The sequence below is a fragment of the Bradyrhizobium sp. LLZ17 genome (genome assembly GCF_041200145.1).
GTDB lineage: Bacteria > Pseudomonadota > Alphaproteobacteria > Rhizobiales > Xanthobacteraceae > Bradyrhizobium.
The window spans coordinates 2,799,275-2,818,607 of sequence record NZ_CP165734.1; the positions used below are offsets into that span (position 1 = coordinate 2,799,275).

11 protein-coding genes and 2 pseudogenes are annotated in these 19,333 nt (G+C 61.3%); 6 read left to right on the forward strand and 7 right to left on the reverse strand.

The window, feature by feature from the left end; all coding sequences use genetic code 11:
• Positions 1–784: 784 nt before the first annotated feature.
• From AB8Z38_RS13800 to ligD, 3 genes and pseudogenes are all read right to left on the reverse strand, one after another.
• Positions 785–1,441: a type II toxin-antitoxin system VapC family toxin gene (locus tag AB8Z38_RS13800; protein WP_369725681.1), complete on the reverse strand. Its 657-nt coding sequence runs from the start codon at positions 1,439–1,441 to the stop codon at positions 785–787.
• 5 nt (positions 1,442–1,446) lie between these two features.
• A complete protein-coding gene (locus AB8Z38_RS13805) occupies positions 1,447–1,944 on the reverse strand; it encodes a hypothetical protein (RefSeq protein ID WP_369725682.1) in 498 nt (165 codons plus the stop codon).
• A 5-nt stretch (positions 1,945–1,949) separates the two neighbouring features.
• A pseudogene (ligD, locus tag AB8Z38_RS13810) lies at positions 1,950–3,768 on the reverse strand (DNA ligase D).
• A 152-nt stretch (positions 3,769–3,920) separates the two neighbouring features.
• On the opposite strand from ligD, the pseudogene AB8Z38_RS13815 reads away from it, so the two are divergent.
• Positions 3,921–4,104 (forward strand): annotated as a pseudogene (locus AB8Z38_RS13815) (DUF3606 domain-containing protein).
• A 409-nt stretch (positions 4,105–4,513) separates the two neighbouring features.
• Here the strand turns inward: AB8Z38_RS13815 and AB8Z38_RS13820 are convergent.
• Together AB8Z38_RS13820 and AB8Z38_RS13825 are read right to left on the reverse strand one after the other, a co-directional pair.
• Positions 4,514–5,287: an SDR family NAD(P)-dependent oxidoreductase gene (locus AB8Z38_RS13820; RefSeq protein WP_369725683.1), complete on the reverse strand. Its 774-nt coding sequence runs from the start codon at positions 5,285–5,287 to the stop codon at positions 4,514–4,516.
• Positions 5,288–5,444: 157 nt separating this feature from the next.
• The gene (locus tag AB8Z38_RS13825) at positions 5,445–6,554 is read right to left on the reverse strand and encodes an SMP-30/gluconolactonase/LRE family protein (protein WP_369725684.1); all 1,110 of its coding nucleotides are present in this window, start codon (positions 6,552–6,554) and stop codon (positions 5,445–5,447) included.
• A 1,627-nt stretch (positions 6,555–8,181) separates the two neighbouring features.
• Here AB8Z38_RS13825 and AB8Z38_RS13830 point away from each other — a divergent pair.
• The 5 genes from AB8Z38_RS13830 (at position 8,182) to AB8Z38_RS13850 (ending at position 14,406) form a co-directional block, all read left to right on the forward strand.
• A complete protein-coding gene (locus AB8Z38_RS13830; protein ID WP_369725685.1) occupies positions 8,182–8,514 on the forward strand; it encodes a hypothetical protein in 333 nt (110 codons plus the stop codon).
• Between the two features lie 55 nt (positions 8,515–8,569).
• Positions 8,570–8,953 (forward strand): PQQ-binding-like beta-propeller repeat protein, encoded by a 384-nt coding sequence (locus tag AB8Z38_RS13835; protein WP_369725686.1) that lies wholly within the window; start codon positions 8,570–8,572, stop codon positions 8,951–8,953.
• A 453-nt stretch (positions 8,954–9,406) separates the two neighbouring features.
• Positions 9,407–9,766, forward strand: a complete 360-nt coding sequence (locus AB8Z38_RS13840) for a hypothetical protein (protein ID WP_369725687.1) — start codon at positions 9,407–9,409, stop codon at positions 9,764–9,766.
• A gap of 215 nt (positions 9,767–9,981) precedes the next feature.
• On the forward strand, positions 9,982–11,313 hold the full coding sequence (locus AB8Z38_RS13845) for a S41 family peptidase (RefSeq protein WP_369725688.1): 1,332 nt from the start codon (positions 9,982–9,984) through the stop codon (positions 11,311–11,313).
• A 474-nt stretch (positions 11,314–11,787) separates the two neighbouring features.
• Positions 11,788–14,406: an MMPL family transporter gene (locus tag AB8Z38_RS13850; protein ID WP_369725689.1), complete on the forward strand. Its 2,619-nt coding sequence runs from the start codon at positions 11,788–11,790 to the stop codon at positions 14,404–14,406.
• 365 nt (positions 14,407–14,771) lie between these two features.
• Here the strand turns inward: AB8Z38_RS13850 and AB8Z38_RS13855 are convergent, their stop codons facing one another.
• Complete coding sequence (locus AB8Z38_RS13855) at positions 14,772–17,855, reverse strand: efflux RND transporter permease subunit (RefSeq protein ID WP_369725690.1); 3,084 nt, start codon at positions 17,853–17,855, stop codon at positions 14,772–14,774.
• Between the two features lie 7 nt (positions 17,856–17,862).
• Positions 17,863–18,972, reverse strand: coding sequence for an efflux RND transporter periplasmic adaptor subunit (locus AB8Z38_RS13860; protein WP_338014087.1), 1,110 nt, complete (start codon positions 18,970–18,972; stop codon positions 17,863–17,865).
• Between the last annotated feature and the right edge of the window lie 361 nt (positions 18,973–19,333).

Consider the following 19,333-nt stretch of genomic DNA (forward strand, 5'->3'; position numbering starts at 1 on the left):
ACAGGACTAAACCGCTCGCGCGGTAGAACACCGCGGCTGGCGACACGGCGAAACAATAGGCGATAGCTCATCGTGACGAGCGGGGCAATTAGCCCGTAGCTGGGGATGATCCGATGATCGAGAACGTGCTGATCTGGAAGTTCGTGGCGGAGCACCAACCATTGCACAAAAGCCAACTCGAACCCTCGATCGCGATTGTGTGCAACGTCGCGCTAGTTGGACCCAGTCCAGAAATCTCGACGTAAGCAGAGTTACAAATGCGGTGCTGCTCTTGACGAGCAGCTCGAAACCGTTTCGGCTCTGATAGCTCCGGGGGCTTTCCAAACCGGTAGAGACAGTTTGCCTCATGGCCTTCAAATATCGAGGAGCTCACGTTTAGATTGTGTGGTGCGGTATTTTTGCTATAGCCAAGCCATTGAAAGTACAGGTGCCGCCAAACATTAAATCCCCATAGGCGATCGTCCTAATCGTCTGAAGGTTGTTTGACGCGACTTAGCTCGATCACGCGGCATCGTCCTACGTCCCCCCAGCGCGGTTTCCTCCTTTGGAGGCCTTTCGGACGCCGGCCCCCGTGTGCGCGGCAACACCGTCATGGGGCCGCATCCGAAACCCTTCACACCAGCGGTCGATCACGCTCAAGCCGGGCGACTTCCGCTTTGGCCTAGGGAGCCGACGTTTATGAATACAGACCGTCAGCCGAGGCTCATCCGTCGATCCGACGATCGCTTCGCGTCCAAGTACACCTGATCGACACATCGTTGCACCGGTCCCGGGTAGTCTTGCTCTATCCAGGGCTCATCGGCGAAGTGAACGTCCACGATCTTCGAGAGTCGGAGGCAGATCCACCCGGCTTGCACCGGACGCTTCGAGCTCGATCTTGCCTCCATGAGCAGGGCGAATGCGCGCTCCTCCCCGGCGGCGTGGCCCAGGATATAGGGCAGACCGTCTGGCGCTCGCCGTCATGGCTCCGGCGAACGGGCCGGCGTTCAAGGAGCGCTTGCTTGAGCGCAAGGAAGGTTTGGCCGTGGCCTTCGCTCAGGATCTGGAACGCTCTCTTGCTGCTGCCGAGCCGGTACGCTGCGAAGTCCGGGTTGAAGGTCGCTGCTTGGGTGACCCCGACGCGCTCCATCAACACAAAACTCGTGCGGTCGACGAAGGAGAAGCTCTCCTCCCGACAATTCCTGTTGATCTCCCAAGCCGCTTCTAAATCGGCGGCCACGACAGGCTCGATCCGAACGCCGGCATCTCGTAGCCGCTCCCAGAAGTTTTCCGCAAGTTCGCCGTCAAACTGCGCCTTGAGCAGTTGCCACGTCTCGACTAGCACCAGGTCCGTCGTGAGGTGCTGGTCGATGCTCAGGAGGATCGACTTGGCGCGCTCATTCCGAGCATCCCGCTTGGCGGCCGCGGCGAACCATACCGAGCTGTCGACGAACGCACTCATGCGCGTCACTCCTGAACCGGGTACTCCCAAATCTTGCCCATTGGATCGTTATCCTCAAGCCATTTTTCCGCGGCTTTGATCGACGCAAAGAGCTTGGCCCAATCGGGGTCTCCGATCGCCCTCGACGCTGGATCGCGCGAGCAGAGCCAAACCGATCCTCGGGGCTGACCGTCTTCGACTTCGTACTCCCAGGCTACGCCTTCACGATCGTTTTCCTTGAACCACCTCTCGGCGACGTCGGCAGATGCAAACACCTTCACCCAGCCGGGATCCTCCATCGTGCGCGGTGCGCCGGCTTCGTCGTAGTCGAGGTACAGCCATACGGTTCTGCCCTCCCGGCGGGCTTCATCGTGGCTACGGACCACCTCGTTCACCCTCTGCCGGTCGGAGCGGTCTGTTTCTGGCAGCGACATCACGGCGGCGTAGAGTTCGGCAGGAATGCTGCGCCTGTCGCCGGGAGCCTTGTGGCGCCATTCCACCCATTGATCGAATGCATCCGACATGTGGCTCACCTCCTTGGCTTAACGCGGAATGGACTCTCCATGGTGAAGGCGTCCGGCGCGATCCCGCTATCGATGCGCTTCCAGGTCACGGGCGCTGCGATGGGGAAATCTCTCGCGCGCCCGCGGGGAATAGGTGCCGATCGCCGTCGTGCCGCGGCCGTTGCGCAAATAATCGAGGAAGATGCGGCCGCGACGTTTGGCCTGGGCGGACAGAATGTACCGATCGGGGTCACGCGCGGCAAAGGCCGAGACCAGCTGCTGCGCGATCCGGTGCGCCTTATCGTGCAGCACCGGCTGATCGAGCGGCGCCATCAGATGGATGCCCTTGCCGCCGGTGAGCTTGGGCCAGGTCTCGAAACCCTCGCGCTTCATCAGCATGCGCAGATCGAGCGCGATCTCGACGACCGCATCCCAGTCGACGCCCTCGCCGGGATCGAGGTCGATCACGATGCGGTCGGCATGCTCGAAATCCTCGACGGTCGCATTCCACGGGTGCAGCTCGACGGCCCCGATCTCGACGAGCCCAAGGAAACCATCCAGGCTGTCGACCCACAGGCGCGTTCCCTGGCCGCCCTCGCGCTTCTGAATACGGAGCTGGTGCACGGCGGCCGGAATGTCCTTTGGCAGCGGCCCCTTGTGATAGAACGTGGTGCCGTGCACGTGGCGCACCAGTTTGAGGGGGCGATGGCCGAGGTGCGGGAGGGCTTTCTTCCATACCCGGGCCCAATAGCCGGCGAGCTCCTCCTTCGATGGCACGACCGCATCCGGCAGAAGCTGGAGGATGTTCTCTCGGGGGACGCCCAGCTTCGGGCGGCCGGCTACGGACGGGACCAGCCGCGGCGCCTTGACCTTGCGCACTGCCAGATCATCGCGAAAGCCCTTGAACACGGCTTCCCGGAGCAGGCCATTGTCGGTCAGCGCGCCATATTGGACCTCGATCTCAAGGGTCGGCTCGACCCAGGTCGCCTTCGGCTTCTTCACAGGCACATCGAGCGGAGAGGTCTTGCGGATCAACGGATCGAGCCGCTCGCGCAATTCGCGCGCCGTCGTCTCGGTGTAGCCGGTGCGGACCTTGCCGGCATAGAGCAGCTTGCCGTTCTCGCGCCGCCCGACGTAGAGCGAGGCGACCTTGCGCGGGTGCGCGCCGAGCTTCTCCACGAACGCGACGATCGGAAAGGTCTCGCTCTTCTTGCACTTGAGCTTGACCCAGCTCTCCTGCCGCCCCGAGCGGTAGGGCTCGCCAAGCCGTTTGGCGACCAGCCCCTCCAGCCCCATCTTGCAGCCGTTTTCGAAAATCTGCTTCCCGTTCGCCTGAATCCCTTCGACATAGATGTAGGTCTCGGGTGCGCCCTTCAGAAGCCGCTGCAGCAAACGCTTCCGTTCCTCATAGACAACGCGGCGCAGGTCGTAGCCATCGAGGTAGAGGAGATCGAACGCGTGGTAGCGCACACGCTTGCTTTGCTTCGGCCCGAGCTCGCGCCTCAGCTGCTGGAAGTCCGGCAGCCCGCCACTGCCGTACACCACGGCCTCGCCGTCGATGATGGCGCTGCTTGCTTTGAGCTTGCCCGCGTTCGCGGCGATGGACGAGAACTGTTCGCTCCAATCGAGGCCCGTGCGCGAATAGACTTTGGTGTCGCTGTCGTGCAAATGGAGTTGCGCGCGATAGCCATCGGCCTTGATTTCGTAGACCCAGTCGTCGCCCTGCGGCGGATGGATCCGGAGCGTGGGGTCGCAGGGCTCGATGAATCCTGGAATCGGAGCTTCGCGGGCGCCGGCCACGCGCGATACTCCCGAACGAGACTGACGCAACGCCACGGCACACATGACGATTCAACGCGGTCGGCCCGATTCGTTCCGCGCAGAGCCGGACAGGGCCACCGCCTTCGGTCTAAGGCGACGGCGATGCTGCAGCTGCTCGCGCGAGCGCCGGAAGTGCAAGCTTTCTTCCCGCGTTGCCGAAGCGAGGAGGACCAATGATGGCCAAGGCAAAGAAACAGACAAGTCGTGGACGCAAGCAGGATCGCGCCCGGGTCGCGGGCGGACAAGACTACGAAGTGCGCTACGAAGCTGCCAAAACCGGGCGATCGAAGGCGGCATTGAACAAAGCCGTCAAGGGTCGGCAGCAGCCGCAAGAAGGTCGAGCGGCGGCTCGGGCGTTGACCCGCCGGCCAGTTCCAAAACAAAACCGGCCCGGCGGCAACGGCCGCTAAGCCGGGTCTGTCCTTCCAGGGCTGTACTGTTCGACCCGCAATGTCACGAGCCGCTCTCCGAGCCAGCTCCCCGCTCCGCGCTCATCGTTTGGCGCAGGCGCTCGGCGGCGAGGACGTCCTACGACCGCGGCCAAGCACCGCGGGCGAGCGACTTCGAGCCGTGCCAGCCCGGCAGTGATCGATTTCTGCCGCTCGCAGCCACCGGGTTCGGCGGCAAGCTTCATCGCCGCGACTGCCTCAGGCTCGGGCGGTCCGACTCAATACTCCATGTCCATGCTGCGGAAAGATCCGCGATCGTAGCAATCACGCGTGATGCGACCGAAAGAATCCGGAGTCCGGACACCCAGGCTGTTCACTCCTTACGCCGATGGAAGGGAAACGGCCGTCATCGCGCTCAGCCTTGCGAGGAGCTGATCCTGGAATTCGGGATCGACGGCCTCGCTCGCCGGCTGCTCGTGCCACATGTGATGCCAGTAGCGGCCGCTGACCTTTGCTGCCGGCTCGTCGCTTACGGCCAGCCATGCCTGGGTCCGTTGGCCGGTGTCGAGATCGACCGGTGCACCCGCGCCGCCCATTCGCGTGCGCACCCAGCCGGGATCGACCGCATTGCTGAGCACCTGTGGCCAGCGTCGCGCCACTGCGAATGCCAGCGCCACCACCTGCAGCTTGCTTTCGGCATAGGCCTTTGCCGGATCCCAACTCCGCCTTGTCCAGTCGATGTCGTTGAGCGAGCCCTCCCCGCCGCGATGCAGGCCGCTGCTGAGGTACACCAGCCGCCCGGGCCGTTCTATCAGGGCCGTGAGGATGTACGGCGCAAGCGTGTTGACCGCGAGGACGCCGGCGTGACCCTCGGGCGTCGCGCCGCGGCTGGCTTCAGTGTAGACGCCCGCATTGTGAATGATCGCATCCATGCACCCGATCGCGTTGACCTGGTCCGCGACGCTCCTTGTCTCAACGGCGCTGCGGAAGTCGCCAACCACGATCTCTGCGGCCCGCGATGCGAGCTCGCCGATGGTCGCTGCGCGATCCGCCGATCGAGCGTGCAGCACGACGCGATGACCGGCCTCGATGAGCGACTGAGCCGCCGCGCGGCCGAGCCCCTCCGTGCTTCCGGTGATGAAGACTATCGCCATCGCTGCCCTTCGGACGCTTAGCTTTGACGGCGCAGCCGCGCCTTCGGCGGCCCCCTCCTCCGCGGCACCTGCTCCCAACGCCGCCGCGGCCATGGGCGGTCAATGTCGTGGTGCGTGCCGCTAAGGCGGCGCGCGCCACAGGGTCCTCGCGGCAAACTCACGGTTGCGCTGCCAGCCGCACGCCGTCTGGCCCAATCAGACCGGGGTATGGCGCTTTGAATTTGTAGATGGTTCCGCTCACGGCACCTTCCATGTAGATGTACTGGTTGTTTTCGCCGCCGAAGGCAAAGTTCGTGGCCGACGAATCACCATTTGGGAGTGGGACATAGCCGATGATGAAGCCCCGCGGATCATACTCGATGAGTCCGCCTATGCCGCACGCGGCCCACAGGTTGCCATGTACGTCGTAGTGGATGCCGTCGGGTCCACCGTTGCCCGGATTGTAGCTCCCGGCCGTCGCGAAGAAGAACGTCGTGTGCGACGGGTCCTTGGCGCACTGGGAGCACGCCGGATTCGGCCCTCCCAGGAATGAATAGTATAGCATCCGGTTGCTGGCGTAGTCGGCAACGGCCAGCGTGCCGTCGTCCGGCGAAACCGCTATGCCATTGGGAAAACTACCGGTGGAGATGATGCGCCGGAGAATGCCGTCTTTCGAGTATTGATAGACTGCACCGGTCCGATCGGCCGCATCGGGTCCGGGTCCTGTCCCCCAGGGATCGGTGAAATACAGGTTGCCCTCGGCGTCGAAGTCGAGATCATTCGGACCCTTGAACAATTCGTTATGGAACGTCGAAACGAGGGAGCTAAGTTGCTTCGTGTCCGGATCATAGATCAGGACGCCGAGGTGACGGGTCGTGACATAAAGCTTGCCGTCGTGCCAACGCGTGCCCTGCGGTTCGCAGGCGGGACCGAGATCTCCTTTCGGATTACAGTTGAACACCGGGACCAGCTTCGCGTCGGGAGTGAGATAGGACACCCAGCCGCTGCCGATCGCGACGAACCAGAAATTACCTGCCTTGTCGAAGGCCCCGCCCTCAAGAAACTTGCCCTGCGGCTGATCATGGATATCCGCGAACAGGGTGACCGGCCCGATGCCAGGGGGCGGGGGCGGCACACCCCAGGGCTGCACCTGCTCGGGAGATGGTGGACCGGCCAGCGGGGGTGCGGGGACCGACTGGGCCTGCGCCCATGCGGTACGGACGGGCGCGGCCGCGCCACAGAACACAAGCGAAAACGCACAGACGGCACTTGCCAACTTCCTCGTCATGACGGTTTCCTCCGACCTCGTTTTTGCCCAGCCCTTCCCTTGGAGTACCGCGGAAGCATCAGTTCAAAACGTGGCGCGAACATGAGCGCAACGGCGACTGCATCTCTATGAACGCAGACCAGCCGGGCCCGTGACGCATCATCGGTGGTCCGCATTTTGCTGTGGCGCTGCAATAGTGACTTAGGCAAGCATGGCCGCACCGGTGCTCGCAAGTTCGCGTCGAACGAATTATCTAAGTTGACGCGAGGGTTAGAACGCATAGGAAAGCGACAACACGATCCCGCAGGTTGGCGCAGCAAGTACCGACTGAAAGCCAATCGCAATGCTGGTCTCCGAGATCCGGAAAGCGATGACAAAGGGGAGGAAAAACGAAGGCGTCGGAAGCGAACGGGCCGCAGGGAGAGCCAGGCGCCGACCCGATCACCACAAGGTCCATCACCCCAGCAACACCTACATGGATCAGCACGGCAGCAAGCGCTGGCCTGCGATCGAGCCGGCGCGTGGTCAGTCGGCCCGACGCCACGTTGGGAGAGCCGCGCGGACGTGAAGCATGGACATGAAAGAAGCCTCGGCAATGACGGAAGGGTCCGGTCTCACCGACGAGCAGGACGGCGCCGAGCAGGGCTCCGATGCGCCAGCGTCCGCTCGAGTCGGCTTTCAAACGGGTTGGCGATCCGCTGGGCCGAGCGGCTACGCACCGCGACGGTGAACACTGCTTTACAGTCTCTGTTCGCGACATCTACTCGGAGCCCGGGTTGCGCGGCGGCCGCAACGCAAGCTTCTTCGAAGGTCGGCAGCGCCGCCACCGACGTCCAGGGGCGCAATGTTCACGAACCCCGAGTTGGACGTGTCGGAAGCGGCCGGTAAGCAAGTGTGCGCGGCATAAGCGATCGTCACGGCGACTCCCATTGAGCGCCCCGGACCATTGACCCCCCTCAGCTCGGTTGGGTTCTTTCACGATTTAAACCAAAGCTCCACCGAGACGATCGATATACCCGCAAGGCCGGCGTAGCCGATTAGCCACCAGGCGTGGCCTATGCCGGAGGTCCGCTGTCTCTCGCTACTCGGGGGTCCCTCGGACCTCATGCGCGGCAGCTAGTCGCACTTGTGCTGTACTGTCCGGATTTCCAGCGGCCTCGTCGTCGGTCCCGAGAGGAGCGGCGGCGGGGTCAGTAACGTCCACCCTACTGCCGGCCTGCCCTTGGTCGATGGCGATCCGGAGCTGCGACGTGGTCTCAATGGGCACGTCCGGGTCGAGCCTGTAGCCGGGTTCCGGGGAGGACTCTGATGGGCGGCTGTTTTGAACGGGGTCAGTCATTCCCGACAACGGCCAGATAATAGATATGTTTCTCTTGCTAGATCGTACAAAAACGCTCTCTTCGCGGGCCTGACGCGCCAACGCCTCGGCGTCATCAGTGGGCCAATCGCGTCACCTCGCGTGTCCACGTCCGAGAGCCGCTTAGCAGCGACCGCTGGCTGATCTGTTCGCAGACGAAAGTCAGCCCGAAGGCGTACAGGCGGAAGCATTTCCGTGTGCGCCTTCTTAGAAAAAACCCTAAGCTGTCACATCCTCTATTTCCGCGGAGCGGCGTCAATGCATATTGCGCGACTTGTTGGAGTACCGAGCTTGATGCTCACGCTCTGCACCTCAGGGGTCGCCAACGCCCTGGAGTGCCCAGTATATCACCGAACAGGCAATTCGAGCGCCATTCAGGAGACCAAGGCGCGCACCAGAAGCTTCACGGCGCTGCTCGCTGCTCGCGGCGAGTTAGCCGTTCCCAGCATCATAGAGAGCGTTCGGACCGCCCACCCCGGGGCGTCCGCCGCCGAGGTGACGAACTTCCTAACTACGATCTATTGTCCTCTGATACTGAAAGACGCGACGTTGTCCGACGCAGAGAAGCGAGCCCATCTCAAGTCCTTCTCCGCCGACGTCTTCAAGAAGGTCCCGCCCACGTAGCGCCATCCGAAGCGGACTGCCTAAAGCGAGGGCGCTAGGCGGCGTTGAGCCGCCTATGCCGTGCTGGAATCCTCCTTATGGCACGATCGCTGCCTATGACCTGAAAACGGGTAAGCGTCTTTGGAACGAGCCTTTCGGTGAAGTGCAGAAATACGGCTTCTACATGCCAAAATCCTGGGGCTCGGTGACCATCGGAGCACCCGCGATTACTCAATCAGGTTTGATCTTCATAGGCGCTTCGATGAACTCGCGGGTTCGCGCACTTGACCTCAAATCGGGTACGGAATTGTGGAGCAAGCTCGTCGATGCTCCAGCGGTCGCCATGCCAGCCATCTATGACTACAAAGGAAAGGAATACGTCACCTTCGTGGTGGGCGGCAATTCGATCCTTTTGCCCAAGGTGAGTGACCAAGTGGTCTCTTTTGCTTTGCCGGGCTGAGAAAAACAAAGAACTGCCAATCAGCGCGGCGGATTCATGAGCTCCGTGCCCGATGCATCAGAGTCCCTGGGTGCACCTAGTTCTATGCCGGCGCTGGCGAGTTCGTGAAAGATCCACGCCAGAACGCTGGTCGAATTCTTGACCTCGCCGAAAGCCCGGCGCTGCGAGGGAGCGTAAAGGCGACGTATCGGGCCGCCCTCTCGACCATGGTTTGTGTGCGGTCCCGTACCGCTTGCTGATCGTTCTGCAGATGAGGGCCGGAACATCAGGTCGAGACGGTCATTTACATAGGCACCGACATCGGAAACGGAAATTAAACGCCTGGGCCTGGCGCTATTTCGCTCCGAACCTTCTGGAATTGCGTGGCGCTCGTTTGATAACCTCGTCGAGCAGCAAGTCATGGAACAACAGTGCCAGACTGATCGTCCGCCAGCTCGCCCCGTGACAGTTCGCGTGCCGCAGTGGCTGTACCGGCTCCTTATCGGGCTTGCCGCGTGGTTCGCTCTAGCAGCTTGGCTCTTCTCCGCAAGCGGCCCCACTGACTACCTTCTCTCCATTGTAAGTGGATTCATTTTCGTCGTCGTTCTGCTGCAGCTAATCCTGTCGCGCGTCCGCGGCAGAGACACCACCGCCGGGACAGCCGACGCCTCGCCCCGTTTTACGGAACGAGGAGAATGGGACCTCGATACCCGGCAGGGTCACATCAGCTTCAACGAGGCCGCGGTCCAAATACTGCTGCCGCTTGCGGCGGCGGCGCTCGGCATGACGGCCATTGGTATCGCGCTGCACATCGCCGAACACATTAGCGCCTAGCATCCGAGATGGCTCTCTCCTCACCCCCGTGGGCCAGGCATTGCTCGAACTGAGAGTTTGACTATCCCCCGCTAGGCGATCTCCTGGTGCTCTTGAGCGTGGTGGCCATAGCCCTTGAGTCTCTTGCGGAACCTACGGCGTCCCTGACATTTGTTTTGTTGTGCGCGCAGACGATTTTTGCCCTTGGCCCTCAGTTGCTCAGAAGAGATTGAACCATGATCAAATCTCGCGTGCTTCTCGTGAGCCTTCTCACTGCCGCAGGCCTTGCCATCCTGCCGCTCATGGCCGTGGCGATGCAGAGCGCCAGATCTGCAGGACCAGATATCACGTTGCTCGCTGGCGTGATCCAGCTCGTAAACCGCGCCTATGTACATCCAATAGACTCGGACGAACTGACCAAGGACGCCTTGAAGGGAATGCTTACGCGGCTTGACCCACATTCCGACTACATGGATGAGCAGGAGTTCAGGCGATCGCAGGCGGACCTGGCCGGCAGCTTTGGTGGACTCGGTATGGAAATATCCGAACAGAATGAAATTCCCACGATCGTTTCGCCCGTCGATGCAACGCCGGCGGCCCGTGCCGGGCTCCAGCCAGGTGACGAAATTGTCCTTATCAACCACTCGAGCACACACGGCGTAAGTCTTTCGGAGGTGGTGAGCCTCTTGAGGGGTGCGCCCGGGACGAGCGTCACGATCACTGTCCTACGGGGCAAGCAGCCAGCGTTTGATGTCACGCTCACGCGAGAGATCATCAAGGTCAAATCCGTGAAATCGAAGATGGAGTCCGACCGGATCGGATACATCCGCATCAGCCAGTTCGGCGACGACACGGCAGACGGATTCAAGAAGGCCATTACCGATCTCAAACAGCGTGAAAACGGACGCATTAAGGGCCTCGTACTTGATTTGCGCGATGATCCAGGAGGGCTTCTTACCGGTGCCGTCGATGTGGCCGGGGATTTGCTTGACAGCGGTCCAGTAGTCAGCATCCGCGGAAGGGATGCCAGCGACGAAAAGGTATTCAAGGCTCCCGCACACGGCGACATGTTGTCGGGCATCCCGATCGTAGTACTGATCAACGGAGCCTCCGCGTCGGCTTCGGAGATCGTCGCGGGCGCACTGCAGGATCGCCGCCGGGCCACAGTCATGGGAACTCAAAGCTTTGGCAAAGGATCGGTGCAAACGGTTATTCCCCTGAAAGGCCATGGCGCCGTCCGGCTGACGACTGCGCTCTACTATACCCCCTCGGGAACCTCTATTCAGGACAAAGGCATTTCGCCCGACATTGTCGTCGAAGCGCCCAAAGAGCAACAGATTGCGAGCGGCGCCTTGCTCAGGGAAAGCTCACTGCATGGCGCGTTCGCAAACCCGGGGCCGCTCAACCGAGAAGCCGGCACGGGGCGCGAGCAACCGACAGGGCAAATCAAAGCTGTGTATTCTGCGCCGATCAGGGCGGACCTTATCGGTAAGCCCGAGGACGCGCAGCTCAAGGCTGCACTCGACCATCTCGTGCAGATCGCCGGCAAGGAAACAGGAGCACGCTGATCTGCACGAACTGTGTGGGATCTTCGACGAGACCTGCTCCGCACGAGTCGCTGTCGTCCGCAATCATCGGTCGAGCAGCCCGACCAGAGCGCATCTGAAGGAGACCCGGGTCGCCTCGCAGGTCGGCACGGGCGCCGGATTGGACCGGCAATCATTGGCGAGGACCTGCCATATCTCACCGGTGACGTGGCGATTCCGATCGGGAGCAACGCCTGTGAATACTCGCGGAGCGCCGCCGTCATCGGTAGCGCCCGTAGATGGTGAGTAGATGCCGAAGACGTATTGTTCGAAGCGCCTCTAGCAACCCACCCGCCTCTCCGACGTTAATTCACGGTTCTGAGCTCGGCGCCCGCACAAAGCTCTCGTCGCGCAGGTGGCGTTGCGGTTACTAGCCGATCAGGCCGCGGTCCGGACCTCGTCGCAGCTTCCTGTTGGCGCAGCTCGGGCACGATGCCGCCAGACGAGCCCACGCCGATGACCCAAGCGATTGTCAACATCGTCGATCTTTGCGTGCGCCGGTGGCGAATTGTCATCCTCGTGGGAACACTGGTGCTGGTTGGATCTGCCGTCTACGCACTGACGCAGTTTTCCATCAACACCGATATCGAAACGCTAGTCTCCCAGAAGGTCCCCTGGCATCGACGTGAGGTGGAGCTCTCGCGGAGCTTTCCGGAGAAGGGGACTTCGGTCGTGGTAACGGCCTCGACACCCGAAAACGCCGAGGTTGCGACCGACGAGCTTGCGCACAAACTGAAGGAAAATCCGGAGCTGTTTCGCCAGGTCGTGCAGCCGGACAGCGGAGACTTCTTCGAGCGTAACGGATTGCTGTTCGGCTCAACCGCGGAGGTGGAAAGGACGGTCGACGGCCTCGCCCGCGCCCGGCCATTGCTCCAGGCGCTGGCGGCGGATCCGACCTTACGTGGCGCAGCGCGCGCGCTTGGCTCGGCGGCGGAAGGGGTTCGGGCTGGCAGGCTCACGCTCGAGCAACTCGGCTGGACTCTTTCGCTGACGCGGAAGCTGCTCGGGGACGTCCTCACCGGCAAACGAGTGTTCTTCTCCTGGCAGGAGCTTCTGGAGGGGCATCAGATTCCCAAGAACCAGTCCCGGCACTTCATTGAGGTCGCGCCGAAACTGGATTTCAATGCGCTTCAACCGGGACGGACCGCGACAGAAGGAATCCGGTGGGTTGCCTCGGATCTCAAGTTGAGAGAGCGCCTCGGCGCGGCCGTCAGCATCACGGGTGAGATCCCGATGAATGACGACCAGTTCCACGTCATCCGATCCAGCGTGGTGCGCGACACCCTCACCGCTTTGTTCGGCGTGCTGCTCATTTTGTGGATCGCGCTGCGGTCATTCAAGCTCATTGCCGCTGTATTGTTCAGCTTGGTGGTCGGGCTCGCCGCAACTGCCGCTCTGGGGCTCCTGATGGTCGGCTCCTTTAGCCTTATCTCGATCGCTTTCTTCGTGTTATTCGTTGGACTGGGCGTTGATTTCGGCATCCAGTTCAGTGTCCGCTATCGGGCAGAGCGGCACGAAGTTGACAACTTGCGCCACGCGCTACGGTGCGCGGCGCACAAGTCCGGAGCGCCGCTCGCGCTTGCGGCAGCAGCCACGGCGATTGGCTTTTTCGCTTTCCTGCCCACTGACTATCGCGGGCTCTCCGAACTCGGGCTGATTGCAGGGTCCGGCATGCTGATTGCCTTTACCTGCAGCATCACGCTGGTGCCCGCCATGCTGACCGCCCTCAATCCACCCGGAGAACCCGCCGGGGTGGGCTTCAAATCGCTCGCGCCGGTGGACGCATTTCTGCAGGGCCACCGCTTCCTGGTGATCGCCGGGACCATTCTTGTGGTCGCGGCGGGAACTCCGCTGCTCTTTCATCTGCCGTTCGACTTCAATCCGGTCGACCTCCAAAACCCCGCCTCTCCATCGGTGGTTGCCTATCGCAAGCTGCAGTCGGAACCGGAAACCAACGGCAATGACGCCGAGGTGCTCGCCCCGTCACAGCAGCAGGCCGACGGGATTGCAAAGCGACTCTCCTCGCTGCCGGAGGTGGCGCGCGTAGTGACCCTCACCAGCTTCGTTCCCGCCCATCAGGAGGACAAAATTGCCGCCCTTCGCGCCGCCGACCGCGCGGTTGGACGCGTAATCAGCCCCCATAGCACGAGACCCGCTCCTACCGACGAGGACACGGTCGCTGCGCTTCGCAGCACGGCAGAAGCGGTTTCAGAAGCGGCAGCCGGCGCGAATGGCAACGTCGCGGAGGACGCACGTGCGGTTGCGTCGCAACTCGAGCAACTGGCACATGCGCCGCCTGAAGTTCGTCGCCAGGCAGATGCAGCTGTCACACCGTCTCTGAAGTACGATCTGGACCGTCTGCGCAAAAGCCTTTCGGTCCAACCGATCGCCGTGGGAAGTCTGCCGCGGGATCTCGTTCGCGACTGGCAACTGCCGGATGGACGTGCCCGCGTGCAGGCACTTGCCAAAGGCGATGCCAACGATGTGAAGGTGCTACGGAAATTCGCTGCCGCCGTGCTGGCCGCCGAACCAACCGCGGCGGGAGCGGCCGTCAGCTATTACGAATCGGCCAGGACTGTACTCCGGGCCTTTGTGGAAGCCGGAGTCCTGGCGCTGGTTGCGATCGCCATTCTTCTTGCGATCGCTTTGCGGCGCATCACCGACGTCCTGCTCACGCTAATCCCACTGCTCGTCGCTGGCGCACTCACACTGGAGCTGTCGGTGCTGGTGGGTCCGCAGCTCAACTTCGCCAATATCGTTGCGCTGCCGCTGCTGCTCGGGATCGGAGTCGCCTTCAAGATCTACTACATCATGGCCTGGCGCGCCGGCAAAACCGGGCTGCTGCAATCGACGCTGACCCGCGCCGTCGTGTTCAGTGCCATGACCAATGCGGCCGCTTTCGGCAGCATGTGGGCCTCCAGCTATCCTGGAATGTCGAGCATGGGAAAGATGATGGCGCTGGCTCTCACCTGCACCATGGCTGCAGCCGTGCTGTTTCAGCCGGTGTTGATGGGACCGCCGCGTCAGATCAAGCCGCATGCGGAGGTGCCTCCATTGCGCGAGGCGGCCGAATAGCAGCAAACGCTGAGCGGAAGAGCCAGACCTCAGATCCGCCTCAGCTTCATCGCTGGCGCAGCTGAGAGCCGTCAGAGATGGTCAACTTGACGATGCGCGTTTGTCCGGCACGGTCAATGGTCAACTCGATCTCCTTTGCCGATGCCAAAAACACAGATGCTGCGCGCTGCGAGCGAACACACGAACCAGCGACGGTAATGATTCTTGAAGAGACGAACGGTTGCTTATTCGTTCGAAGCAAGATCGGCCCGCGCGCTAACCATGCGGCGCGGGAGGCAGAGAAGCATATCGCCGAGACGTAAGGCTGCAGCATCCACGCGGTTGCCAAACTGCACTGCGGCTACCAAAGCAGGAGCACGGCCCGACTAGCCCAAGGCATCGCCGGCCACGGAGACGGGCGCACTTCCATCGGCCTGTCGGGAGTGAACGGCCCCGATTAGCATGTAAGCCGCCGGGACCACGAACAGCGTGAACAGCGTCCCGATGCCAAGCCCGGTAGCGATCACAAGCCCCATATTGAAGCGCGAAGCCGCGCCAGCCCCGCTGGCGACGATCAACGGTACGACCCCCAGCACCATAGCCCCTGTAGTCATCAGGATTGGCCGCAACCGAATAGCCGCCGCCTGCTCGATTGCCTCCCGCTTCGATGCGCCATTGCGCTGCAGATCGTTTGCGAACTCCACGATGAGGATCGCATGCTTGCTAATCAGGCCCATCAACGTGACAAGACCCACGTCGGTGTAAATGTTCAGCGACGCCCCGCCGAGGCCGAGACTGACGAAGACGAGCGCACCAGCAATCGACATCGGAACGGAGACGAGGATGATGCACGGATCCCGGAAGCTTTCGAACAAGGCGGCCAGTGAAAGGAAAATAATCAGAAGTGCAAAGCCGAACGTCTCGATGAAGCCGGTCGATTCCTGGACGTATTGACGGGACAGACCGCCGTAATCGATGGTGTAGCCCGCCGGCAGTGTCCTGTCGGCGAGTCCAGTCAGGAACTCAAGCGCGTCGGCCTGCGCCACGCCAGGAGCCGCTACGCCCTGAATCGTGGCGCTGTTGACCTGCTGAAAATGATTGAGCGTCTCCGGAACCGTCTTGTTCGTAATCGTCGCAATTGCCGCGAGCGGGACCGGAATGCCAGCGACGGTGGCAACATAATAATTGAGCAGCTGATCGGTATTGAGCCGGAAACGCCTCTGCACCTGCGGGATCACCTTGTAAGACCGCTGATCGAGGCTGAAATAGTTCACATAAGCGCCACTGAGCATTGTCGTCATCGCGCTACCAACATCGCTCATCTTGAGCCCGAGCTGCGCGGCCTTATCGCGGTCGATCTCGACGATCGACTGGGGATTGTCGACCTTCAGATCCGTGTCGAGGAAGATGAACATGCCGCTGTCGATTGCGGCCTTGAGAAACTTCTCGGTCGCGCCGTTGAGCCTGTCGAATGAGTCCGTAGTTTTGATTACGAATTGCACCGGCAAACCCTGGCTGCCCGGCAACGGAGGCAATTGAAACGCCGCGATCCGGGCCCCCGCAACCTCGTTCAGGCGCTGTTGAACGATCGGCTGAAGCTGGTTGCTGGTTCGGCTACGTTCATCCCATGGCTTAAGCACCATTCCGGCGACCACTCTGCCTGGTGCATTGATCTGGAATACGTGATCGGTCTCCGGATATTCCTTCATGATTTGATAGACCTGCTTTGCGTACAGCACCTTCTGCTGCAAGGTGGCATCGGGGGCCAGCGTCGATGAAGCGATCACGACTCCCTGATCCTCCTGTGGTGCAAGCTCGCTCTTGGCACTGGTGTAGAGGAAATAGATGCTGGACAAGACCAGCAGTGCGAACACCGCGGTCACAGGTAGATAGTCCAAGCTATTGTGCAGCCGTCGCAAATAGAAATTGCGCATGTCCTCAAAGCGGCGATCGATGATATTTTCGAACCACTGCTGCCACCCACGCGCCGCGCCTGGCCGGGTGAGAAGCCGCGAGCTCATCATCGGAGAGAGCGTCAGCGCGACAACAGCCGAAATAGTGACAGTTCCGACGAGCGTGAATGCAAATTCTGTGAACAACGCGCCAGTCAAGCCGCCCTGAAACGCGATCGGGACGTAGACTGAGATGAGAACCACGGTCATGGCAATGACCGGTCGGCCGAGCTCGCCCGCCGCAGCAATCGCCGCAGCGAACGAAGTCTTCCCTTGCTCCAGATGACGATTGACATTCTCGACCACGATGATGGCGTCGTCGACCACGAGCCCGATTGCGAGTACCAACGCCAGCAGAGTCAGCAGGTTAATGGAAAAGCCAAGGGCCAGCATCAGGGTAAACGCGCCGATCAGCGACAGCGGGATCGCGACCATGGGGATGACCACCGACCGCATCGAGCCAAGAAACAGGAATACGACAACATTGACGATCACGAGGGCTTCAACCAGCGTCCGCACGACGTCGCGGATCGCTGCGTGCACGAAATTGGTCGAGTCATAGACGATCTGTCCCTTGAGGCCGTTCGGAAGCGCCGCACGAATGGCCGGGAAGATTTTGTGAACCCCAGCTATGACGTCGAGCAGGTTGGCCGTTGGCGCCACCTGGATCCCGACATAGACCGCGGGCTTGCCATCGAATGCGACTTGGGTCTCGTAACTGTCGGCGCCAAGCGAAACGTCGGCGACATCCTTGAGACGCACGACTGCGCCGCTGGCCTGCTTCACGATCAGGTTGGCGAATTCGCTTTCGGTATGGAGACCCGTAGACGCCGTCAGATTGACCTCCACCATCTGACCCTTGGTAGTCCCCAAGCCCGAAATATAGTTGTTCTGAGCCAGGGCAGCCGAAACATCGGCCGATGTGAGCCCGTACGAAGCAAGCTTTCGCGGATCGAGCCACGCGCGCAAGGCGAAATTCTGCGCCCCAAGGACTTCTGCAGTCTGCACGCCCGGCACTGCCTGCAGTTTGGGCTGCACCACGCGGATGAGGTAGTCTGTGATCTGATTGCGCGCCAGAACGTTGCTGTCGAACCCGAGGTACATGGCGTCGATGGTCTGCCCCACCTGCACCGTCAGCACTGGCTGTTGCGATCCGGAAGGAAGCTGGTTGAGCACTGAACTTACCTTCGTGTTGATTTCCGTCAGCGCTTTGTCGGCGTCGTAGTTCAAGCGCAGATAGACGGTGATCGTGCTCACGCTGCTCGCACTTTGTGAGCTCATGTAGTCGATACCATTTGCCTGCGCGATTGCGTTCTCCAGGGGAGTTGTAATGAACCCGGCAATCACGTCCGGATCGGCGCCGTAGTAAGTTGTTGTGATCGTCACGACGGCGTTCTGGGTGCGCGGATATTGCAGGACCGGCAGCGAGGTCATCGCGCGCAGTCCAAGCGCAAGGATCATCAGGTTGACCACAGTGGCAAGAACCGGCCGACGAATGAAGACATCGGTAAATCTCATCGCGGCTTCACTCTTCGGACACTTGCGGGTTTGGATTGAACGGAACAGGCACCTTGTTATCGATTTTGATACGTGAACCGTTGTGGAGCTTATTCTGTCCCGCGGTCACGATGACGTCGCCAGGCTCAACTCCATCGAGCACCGCAACCTGGTCACCGCGAGTCTGCCCTGTTTTCACGAAGACCTGTCGGGCGACATATTGCCTGTTCCCCTCCCCCGTGTCCTGCCCCTTCGTCGCGACATAGACGATGTCGCCGTACGAATTGTAGTAGATCGCCGTGTTTGGCAGTGTCACGTAATGCTGAGGCGCGCCCACGTCGATTTCCACCGTCGCAAACATGCCTGGCAGCAGCTTCTCGTCGGGATTAGCGAAGATCGCTCTGACCTCGACGTTCCGGCTGGCCGTATTGACGAGCGAGTTGATCGCCAGAATCTTGCCGGTGAATTGCACGTCGGGATATGTATCGATCCCGGCTCTGACGTCTTGCCCGACCTTGATCTGCGCGAGTGCCTGTTGGGGCAGATAGAAGTCGACAAAAATGGGATCTAGCTGCTGTAGCGTCACGATCGGCGTGCCGGGCGCGATATACTGGCCGAGATCGACCTGACGTATGCCTAGTCGGCCCGAAAATGGTGCCTTAATCGATTTGTATCCGACCAACGCTTGCTGCTGCGCAACCTGTGCCTCTGCGCTTTTTAGCGTCGCAAAGTCGGTGTCGGCCGTTTGCCGACTGACGGCATCAGACTTCAAGAGGTGGCTGTCGCGGTCGTAGTTGAGCTGCGCGAGTGCTTCGGTCGCCTTGAGCGATTCCAGATGCGCGATGTCGTCGGCAGCCTCGAGCTCAACCAGCAACGCTCCCTTCTCGACTTTTGCACCGGACTGAAATCGGATCGCTTTGACGATACCAGCAACCTGCGCACTGAGATCGGCTCCCCTTTCCGCCCTCACGCTGCCAACAGCGTCCAGCCGCTTCTGCCAGGCTTGCGTGGCGGCGGTGATGGTCGAGACCGTTTGCGGCGGGTCGCGCAAGCCGGCAATCGCCTTCTGGATCATTCGAGCCTTAAATGCCTGAAAACCGACCACCGCCGCGAAAGCCGCGCCAACTAGCACAAGCATTATGGCCATTCGTCGAAACATCTGCGCACTCGGGAGAACACGAGGAATTTCGATAACGCAGGTGCGACGCTCCAGGTCGCAACGCTCTCGCAGATTTGTCTCGCAGCGCCCAGCTCTAGGCCAGACATGGCGCACGCCTTGCGCATTGCCGGTTCGCCTCACTTCCGCCGACACAGCAGTCGCTGGTGCCTCGAAGCCCGTGAACTGGTTCTCCCGATCCGCGCGGGTGCGCTCCGGTCTGACGGAGCGGCCCTCCTTGGTTAGTTTCGGAGCGCTTGGTACGTTGCCGTACCATCTTCTGCACAGTTGGCCAAGCGTCCCATGGTCGGGCCACTTCGAACAACTAGATTGTCTGCGGGAG

What these genes read in the sequence shown, in the direction of transcription:
- AB8Z38_RS13800 (WP_369725681.1), bottom strand. Translation starts at nt 1,441, where the DNA reads ATGAGTGCGTTCGTCGACAGCTCGGTATGGTTCGCCGCGGCCGCCAAG.
- AB8Z38_RS13805 (WP_369725682.1), bottom strand. Translation starts at nt 1,944, where the DNA reads ATGTCGGATGCATTCGATCAATGGGTGGAATGGCGCCACAAGGCTCCC.
- AB8Z38_RS13820 (WP_369725683.1), bottom strand. Translation starts at nt 5,287, where the DNA reads ATGGCGATAGTCTTCATCACCGGAAGCACGGAGGGGCTCGGCCGCGCG.
- AB8Z38_RS13825 (WP_369725684.1), bottom strand. Translation starts at nt 6,554, where the DNA reads ATGACGAGGAAGTTGGCAAGTGCCGTCTGTGCGTTTTCGCTTGTGTTC.
- AB8Z38_RS13835 (WP_369725686.1), top strand. Translation starts at nt 8,570, where the DNA reads ATGCCGTGCTGGAATCCTCCTTATGGCACGATCGCTGCCTATGACCTG.
- AB8Z38_RS13845 (WP_369725688.1), top strand. Translation starts at nt 9,982, where the DNA reads ATGATCAAATCTCGCGTGCTTCTCGTGAGCCTTCTCACTGCCGCAGGC.
- AB8Z38_RS13850 (WP_369725689.1), top strand. Translation starts at nt 11,788, where the DNA reads ATGACCCAAGCGATTGTCAACATCGTCGATCTTTGCGTGCGCCGGTGG.
- AB8Z38_RS13855 (WP_369725690.1), bottom strand. Translation starts at nt 17,855, where the DNA reads ATGAGATTTACCGATGTCTTCATTCGTCGGCCGGTTCTTGCCACTGTG.
- AB8Z38_RS13860 (WP_338014087.1), bottom strand. Translation starts at nt 18,972, where the DNA reads ATGCTTGTGCTAGTTGGCGCGGCTTTCGCGGCGGTGGTCGGTTTTCAG.